Raw genomic sequence first — 6,255 nt, 5'->3', positions numbered from 1 at the left:
CGCGGATGCCAGCGCAAAGGCAAACGCACACCGGCGACGCCTGAAGCACGCTAACGAATCGCGGATGCCAGCGAAAGCAAAAGCAAACCGCGGCTGCCAGCACAAATACCAGAACCCCAAACCGGCACTGCCAGAAAGCCAAACTCAATACCAAGACAATCCGCGTATCGCGGAAAATCGCCACACGGCCCCGCTAGATCAAGGCAAAGAAATAGTCAGATTCGCCGACTGCGGCCCAAGCCTGACAATTTGCGAATAAGGCGCAAGCGAGCGCAACGTCGCATCCTTCAAATACGCATTGAGCCCAAGAAACGCCACCAGCCCGACAAACGCAAACACCGCGCCAATGGTCCAAAGCGGGACTTCCCGCTTAAGCCGATGCGCGATCTGATCCGGCAACGCCCAGTGCGGCGCAAACGGCGCGCGTTTGCCCTTCATATGCGCGATCTCATCGCCAAGACGCGCAGTCAGATACGCAAGCTTTTCTGGCCCTTCGAGCAAATACTTGCCCTGAAAGCCCAGCAGCAAACACATATGAAAGACCTCGAGCGATTGCAAACGCGCCGCCCCCTGCGCACGACACTCCTCCAGATGCTGAAAAAACTTCTCCCCGGCAAGCTGCTCGCCGAACAACGCAAGCTGCAACGGACGTCGCTCCCACTCGGTGCGAATCGCAAACGGCGACGACAGCACCATCTCGTCGACGGCGGCGCAAAACGCGAACTTTGCCGTATACGCATCTTCCGCGGCAACGTCGAGCTTCTTCGCGCCGCGCTCGAAATCACCCAGAAACTGCTGGATGCGATTCATGAACTCGGCAGCATTGCCTGGCTCGCGGCCGTTCTTCAACAGAAACAGCATGAAAAAACCGTCGTACAGCAGATCGAGCAGCGAGCGAACCTGATAGCTCGGCTGCAAGGCCGACGGCGGCATTGCGGACGGCTGCGTGTCGGTGTCGAACAGGGAAGGGGCGTAGCTCATGGTGTGACCGCGATCAGTTCGAGTTTGAGATCGTTGAGTCCCGACGGCGCATAGATCATCGTCGAACGGGCCTGCAACATGCGCTCATAAAGCGCGCCGCGCGCTTCCAGCGAGAAGTAACATGCGCCCGGCCGCACGGGAATCGCGGGCGGCACTTGCGGCGTGTACGCGAGCCGCACGCCGGGCATCGCGGAAAGCACCAGCTTGTCGACGTCGTCGGGGGCGCCGACCTTGAAGCGCGCAGGCACGGCGTCGACGAGTTCGACGGCGGGCAAATCCGCCGACACGGCGAGAAAGAACTGCGTCTTGTCGTCGATCTTGCCCGAGTCGAGGCGCCCCGCATGGAACGACGGACGAACTTCTTCGAGCGCGATGGCGAAGTAGCGTGTCGAGATCACCGTTTCCAGCAGTTCGCGCAACATGCCGTCTAGGCGCGCGAACCCCGGGCCAGGATCGTCATGACGATAGGCGGGCAGATCCGCGAGCGCGTAGCCTTTGGAAAACGTCATCAGTTGACCCGCGAGCCGCAGCAGTTCCTGAAACAGCCGCTCCGGATGCAGCGCGGAATGCTGATAAAGATGCGCAAGCGCGGCAAACGCGGCACTCGCCGTATGCAGCAGCCAGAACGACGCAATGTCGCCCGAGCGGAACTCGATGATGTTCTTGGTCGGCTCGCGATGAAAACCGTACAGCGCATTCACCTTCGCCTGCAACGCATCGATCAGCTGACGCAGCTTTTGATGCAGAAGCGGCGATGCATCGATTGCAAGGCAGGGCGGCACGAACGATTCGTCGAGTTCGAAACCGGAAGTCGCCGTGCGGCGCACGCGCACGAGCGGCACGGACAACAACTGGTCACGCGGCTCGCTGTGCGCGATCAGCTTCACACTGGTTTTCAGGAACGTGATGTCGGCTTCGGCGGCGTCGGTAAAATGGTCCGGCACGACACTCTGCCTGCTGACATAGCGCGACACGAAACCGTCTTCATCGCTCGCATGGTTCTGCCCCGTTTCGCGCACGGGATGCAGCGCGAGATAGAACGTGAACTCGTTGATGCCGTCGGGCAGCGTGTCGAGCGCGACGGGCGGCGGCAATTCGTCGGCCTGTGGCGCGGCGTAGAGCGCGCCATCCGGAAACACGAGCGACAGTTCGCTCGCGCGCAGCACGTTGCTGCCGAGCGCATCGCGGTCGAAGCGCACCGAACGCACCCCCCAGTTGTACGGCTGGATGGCCTGAATCGATTCGAACAGGCGTGCCTCGTGGTACGCGTCCTGTCGCTGGAAATGCTGCGGCCTCAGAAAAAGACCTTCCCCCCAGAGCACCTTTGCGGAATAACTCATCGCGAACCTGTGTTTATGCGAATCACATCTGTAAGCGCGAATGACAATGACCGATTAAGTGGCGATTCGGGCTTTTATCACGCGACATTGTTAATTGTTAAATGACTTTTAAACGTCATCTTTAGCCACAACTGACCGACGACAGCAAATTCAATGACTGCAGGGGCAATCCCTGATCAGGCGGAATCACAGTGCCGTTTGTCACCGTCATTGCGCAGTTATGCAGCCCGATCATTATGCCGGATTTCTCCGACTTTCCCGGATCGAACGCGAACTTCCAGCGTTGCATGGCGGGATCGCGGAATAGGGCAACGATACCGAATGCCTGCGCTTCGCGCGATACCTTCTCAGTGACGTTATAGCGCTGGCCGGGAATGAGCGTCACCTCGCGCACGCCAAGCAGATCGCCACCCAAAGTACTTTTCTCTTTAGCTGGATCAGTAAACGTATCGAAAGGCGCCTGTTGAAAAGAAGTGGGGTCTTTCAGCGCGTAGAGGCGCACGACAAGTGCGAGCGGACGCTTGTCATTCGCTGCGTTCAGATTGGGCGCGGCATATAAGGTCAAGCCGATATTGCGTGGCGGCTTTTGCGAGTCGGGCACGTCCGGCTTGCCGATTCCCGCAGCCTGCAGGGCCGAGGAGGCAGCTGCGCCAAGCACGCTGACCCCCGCCGCGCAACCCGCCAGCAGCGAGCTTCCAGCCAGACTCAATGCAATTAGCGATGCAACCCGGATAGCGCGCGTATTCATTCTTTATAGACCGGCTTTCGAGCCGGTTACCCCTGTGAATTGTCAATTAAAACGGCGGATGAGTGCTTCGTTTTCACCCTGCGCATGTCAGATTGCAAGAAGCGGACTGAAAATGCAAAAGCATGGCAATCCAGGAAATTATTGCCGCCAAACGATGCGGAATGAATTGCCGACGGCCCTAATTTACCGGATATGTCGAAGACATCCAATTGACACGTTTTCCGGATTCTTCTTCTGTAGATGAAAGTTGAATTAATAAAAATTGGCCTGTACTATACGCGCGCACTTAGTGCAAAGCAAAATCGTTTTCTTCCTGATTATAAAATTCGCAACGGCGGTGAAACAACGATGAAAAATCGGCTCTTTACCAGTCTTTCTGGGGCAGTGCTGGTATGCGGCATGATTGCCGGATGCGCCACACAGGGAAATTCCACTCCGTCCACGCCTGAAGCATTTAACAAGGCGCTCAGCGACGCAGATACCGTAGCGAAGAATGGCGATCAGGATCGCGCCATCGCGCTTTATCAGCAATTGTCAAAAACCGATCCGACGCGTGAAGAGCCGTGGTCGCGCATTGCGCAGATCCAGTTCACGCAGGGCCATTACGGGCAGGCCATCGTCGCCGCGCAGGAAGCATTGCAGCGCGACCAGACCGACCGTCAGGCGAAAAGCGTGCTGGCCGTCGCGGGCTTGCGCGTCGCGACGCAGTCGCTTGGTGAATTGCGTCAGGACGCGGCGCTTGCGGGCGACGCGAAGTCCGATGCACAAGCGCTTGCGAAGCAATTGCGCGACACGCTCGGCGAAGCCACGCTGTTCCCGCCTGAGGCGACCGACAAGCAGCCTGCGAAGAAGAAGCGTGTCGTGCGTCATGTGGCAAAACAGGCGCCAAAGGCAAGCGATTCCGCGGACAGCAGCGCCGCGGCACCCGCTGCCAACGCGCCCGCGCAGGCACCTGCCGCCACGCCTGCCGCACCCGCTGCGCCCGCGAAAGCGGCGCAAAGCGGCGGCGCGTCCGATCCTTTTAGCGCGCTGCGCTGATATCAGGCTGGTCTGAACCACACGCACCCGGGAGCCGTCGATGGCAAAGAAAGAAAGTATTCAAAAGCGCTTGCAGAAAGTGCGGCCGCCGCGCGTTCAACTGACCTATGAGGTCGAGCGCGGCGATGCGATCGAAGTGAAGGAATTGCCGTTCGTGGTCGGTGTGGTGGCCGATCTCGCCGGACAGTCGGAAGTCGAACAGCCGAAACTGCGGGATCGCAAGTTCGTCAGTATCGACCGCGACAATTTCGACGACGTGATGAAAGCCATCGAGCCGCGCGCGGCCTTCCAGGTGGAAAACCGCCTGAGCGATGCGGGCGGGACGTTCGGTGTCGATGTGCGGTTCCGCTCGATGGCCGACTTCAATCCCGACGAAGTGGTCGCGCAAATCGAGCCGCTACGCCGCCTGCTCGAAGCGCGTTCGAAACTCGCGGATCTGCGCAACAAGCTGGCCGGCAACGACAAGCTCGAAGATCTGCTTGGCGAAGTGCTGAAGAACACGCAGCAATTGCAGGCGCTCGCGGGTACGACGCCACGCGCCGAAGGCGATGGCGCGGACGGCGAATCGCGTACTGACGAGAACAAGTAGCGTCACCAGGCACCGGGGGTAACATGAATCAGCAAGCGGCTGCAGCTCACTATTCCAATGCGCAGGCAAGCGCCGGCGTGTCGCTTCTCGACGAAATCGTCGAGAAGAGCAAAGTAGCGAAGTCCGAATCGGAACACGCGCGCGCGAAGGATCTGATCGGCGAACTCGTGAATCAGGTGCTGGACGGCACGGTGATCGTGTCGGACAACCTGTCCGCGACAATCGATGCGCGCGTCGCCGAACTCGACCGTCTCATTTCCGACCAGTTGAGCGCCGTGATGCACGCGCCCGAATTTCAGCGCATGGAAAGCACATGGCGCGGACTCGACTATCTGTGCAAGGAAAGCAACACAGGCTCGACGATCAGGATCAAGGCGCTGCACGCGCCGAAGCGCGACCTCGTGCGCGACTTCAAGACGGCCATCGAATTCGACCAGAGCGCGCTCTTCAAGAAGGTCTATGAAGAAGAGTTCGGTACCTTCGGCGGTTCGCCCTTCGGCACGCTGATCGGCGACTTCGAAATCACGCGTCAGCCGGAAGACATGTACTTCATCGAGCAGATGTCGCACGTTGCGGCGGCCGCGCACGCGCCGTTCATCACGTCGTCGTCGCCGGAACTGCTGGGTCTCGAATCGTTCGCCGATCTCGGCAAGCCGCGCGATCTCGGCAAGGTGTTCGATACCGTCGAATACGCGAAATGGAAGTCGTTCCGCGACGCCGAAGACTCGCGCTATGTCGGTCTGACGTTGCCGCGCTTTCTGGGCCGTCTGCCGTTCAATCCTAAAGACGGCGCGACGGCGGAAGGCTTCAATTTCGTGGAAGACGTGGACGGCACCGATCACAGCAAGTACCTGTGGTGCAACGCCGCGTGGGCGTTTGCTGCGCGCCTGACGGCCGCATTCGACGACTTCGGCTGGTGCGCGGCCATTCGCGGCGTGGAAGGCGGCGGTCTCGTCGAAGATCTGCCCACGCATACCTTCAAGACCGACGACGGCGAAATCGCGCTGAAGTGCCCGACGGAAATCGCGATCACTGACCGCCGCGAAAAAGAACTGAGCGATCTCGGCTTCATTCCGCTCGTTCATTGCAAGAACTCCGACTACGCCGCGTTCTTCGCCGCGCAGTCCGTGCAGAAACCGAAAAAGTACAACACCGACAGCGCGAATGCGAATTCCGTGCTGTCCGCGCAATTGCAGTACATCTTCTCGGTTTCGCGCGTCGCGCACTACCTGAAGGCGATGATGCGCGACAAGATCGGGAGCTTTGCATCGGCGCAGAACGTCGAAGTGTTTCTGAACCGCTGGATCTCGCAATACGTGCTGCTCGACGATAACGCGACCCAGGAACAGAAGGCGCAGTTCCCGCTGCGCGAGGCGTCGATTCAAGTCTCGGAAATTCCGGGCAAACCCGGCTCGTATCGTTCGGTCGCATTCCTGCGTCCGCACTTCCAGCTGGATGAGCTCTCTATTTCCTTGCGCCTCGTGGCGGACCTGCCGAAACCGGCAAATTGATAAACGGAGTCAGTACGCCCGGGTAGGCCGCCCGGGTGACTGTAAAAA

At 59.5% G+C, this 6,255-nt stretch carries 6 protein-coding genes; 3 read left to right on the top strand and 3 right to left on the bottom strand.

The window, feature by feature from the left end; genetic code table 11:
* Positions 1 to 198: 198 nt before the first annotated feature.
* The 3 genes from icmH to tssJ form a co-directional block, all read right to left on the bottom strand.
* Positions 199 to 981 carry a type IVB secretion system protein IcmH/DotU gene (gene icmH, locus KFO72_RS19980; RefSeq protein WP_054931738.1) on the bottom strand — a complete coding sequence of 261 codons (783 nt, stop codon included), beginning with the start codon at positions 979 to 981 and terminating at the stop codon, positions 199 to 201.
* Entirely contained in the window at positions 978 to 2,321 is a 1,344-nt protein-coding gene (gene tssK / locus KFO72_RS19975) for a type VI secretion system baseplate subunit TssK (protein ID WP_060610203.1), read from the bottom strand. The genes icmH and tssK overlap by 4 nt, the downstream gene beginning before the upstream one ends.
* 121 nt (positions 2,322 to 2,442) lie before the next feature.
* Complete coding sequence (tssJ, locus tag KFO72_RS19970; protein ID WP_054931740.1) at positions 2,443 to 3,069, bottom strand: type VI secretion system lipoprotein TssJ; 627 nt, start codon at positions 3,067 to 3,069, stop codon at positions 2,443 to 2,445.
* 348 nt (positions 3,070 to 3,417) lie between these two features.
* Here tssJ and KFO72_RS19965 point away from each other — a divergent pair, with 348 nt between their 5' ends.
* The 3 genes from KFO72_RS19965 to tssC are packed head-to-tail and all read left to right on the top strand — an operon-like array spanning position 3,418 to position 6,207.
* On the top strand, positions 3,418 to 4,107 hold the full coding sequence (locus tag KFO72_RS19965) for a tetratricopeptide repeat protein (protein ID WP_082433876.1): 690 nt from the start codon (positions 3,418 to 3,420) through the stop codon (positions 4,105 to 4,107).
* A gap of 40 nt (positions 4,108 to 4,147) precedes the next feature.
* Positions 4,148 to 4,696 carry a type VI secretion system contractile sheath small subunit gene (gene tssB, locus KFO72_RS19960; RefSeq protein WP_054931742.1) on the top strand — a complete coding sequence of 183 codons (549 nt, stop codon included), beginning with the start codon at positions 4,148 to 4,150 and terminating at the stop codon, positions 4,694 to 4,696.
* Positions 4,697 to 4,719: 23 nt separating this feature from the next.
* Positions 4,720 to 6,207: a type VI secretion system contractile sheath large subunit gene (gene tssC / locus KFO72_RS19955; protein ID WP_054931743.1), complete on the top strand. Its 1,488-nt coding sequence runs from the start codon at positions 4,720 to 4,722 to the stop codon at positions 6,205 to 6,207.
* Positions 6,208 to 6,255 lie beyond the last annotated feature (48 nt).

The organism is Paraburkholderia sp. XV (genome assembly GCF_020177535.1).
GTDB classification, from domain to species: domain Bacteria; phylum Pseudomonadota; class Gammaproteobacteria; order Burkholderiales; family Burkholderiaceae; genus Paraburkholderia; species Paraburkholderia caribensis.
This window is presented reverse-complemented; position numbering and strand designations above follow the sequence as displayed.

Excerpts from the sequence above, each read along its gene's own strand:
- KFO72_RS19965 (WP_082433876.1), top strand. The coding sequence starts at position 3,418 with ATGAAAAATCGGCTCTTTACCAGTCTTTCTGGGGCAGTGCTGGTATGC.
- icmH (WP_054931738.1), bottom strand. The coding sequence starts at position 981 with ATGAGCTACGCCCCTTCCCTGTTCGACACCGACACGCAGCCGTCCGCA.
- tssJ (WP_054931740.1), bottom strand. The coding sequence starts at position 3,069 with ATGAATACGCGCGCTATCCGGGTTGCATCGCTAATTGCATTGAGTCTG.
- tssC (WP_054931743.1), top strand. The coding sequence starts at position 4,720 with ATGAATCAGCAAGCGGCTGCAGCTCACTATTCCAATGCGCAGGCAAGC.
- tssK (WP_060610203.1), bottom strand. The coding sequence starts at position 2,321 with ATGAGTTATTCCGCAAAGGTGCTCTGGGGGGAAGGTCTTTTTCTGAGG.
- tssB (WP_054931742.1), top strand. The coding sequence starts at position 4,148 with ATGGCAAAGAAAGAAAGTATTCAAAAGCGCTTGCAGAAAGTGCGGCCG.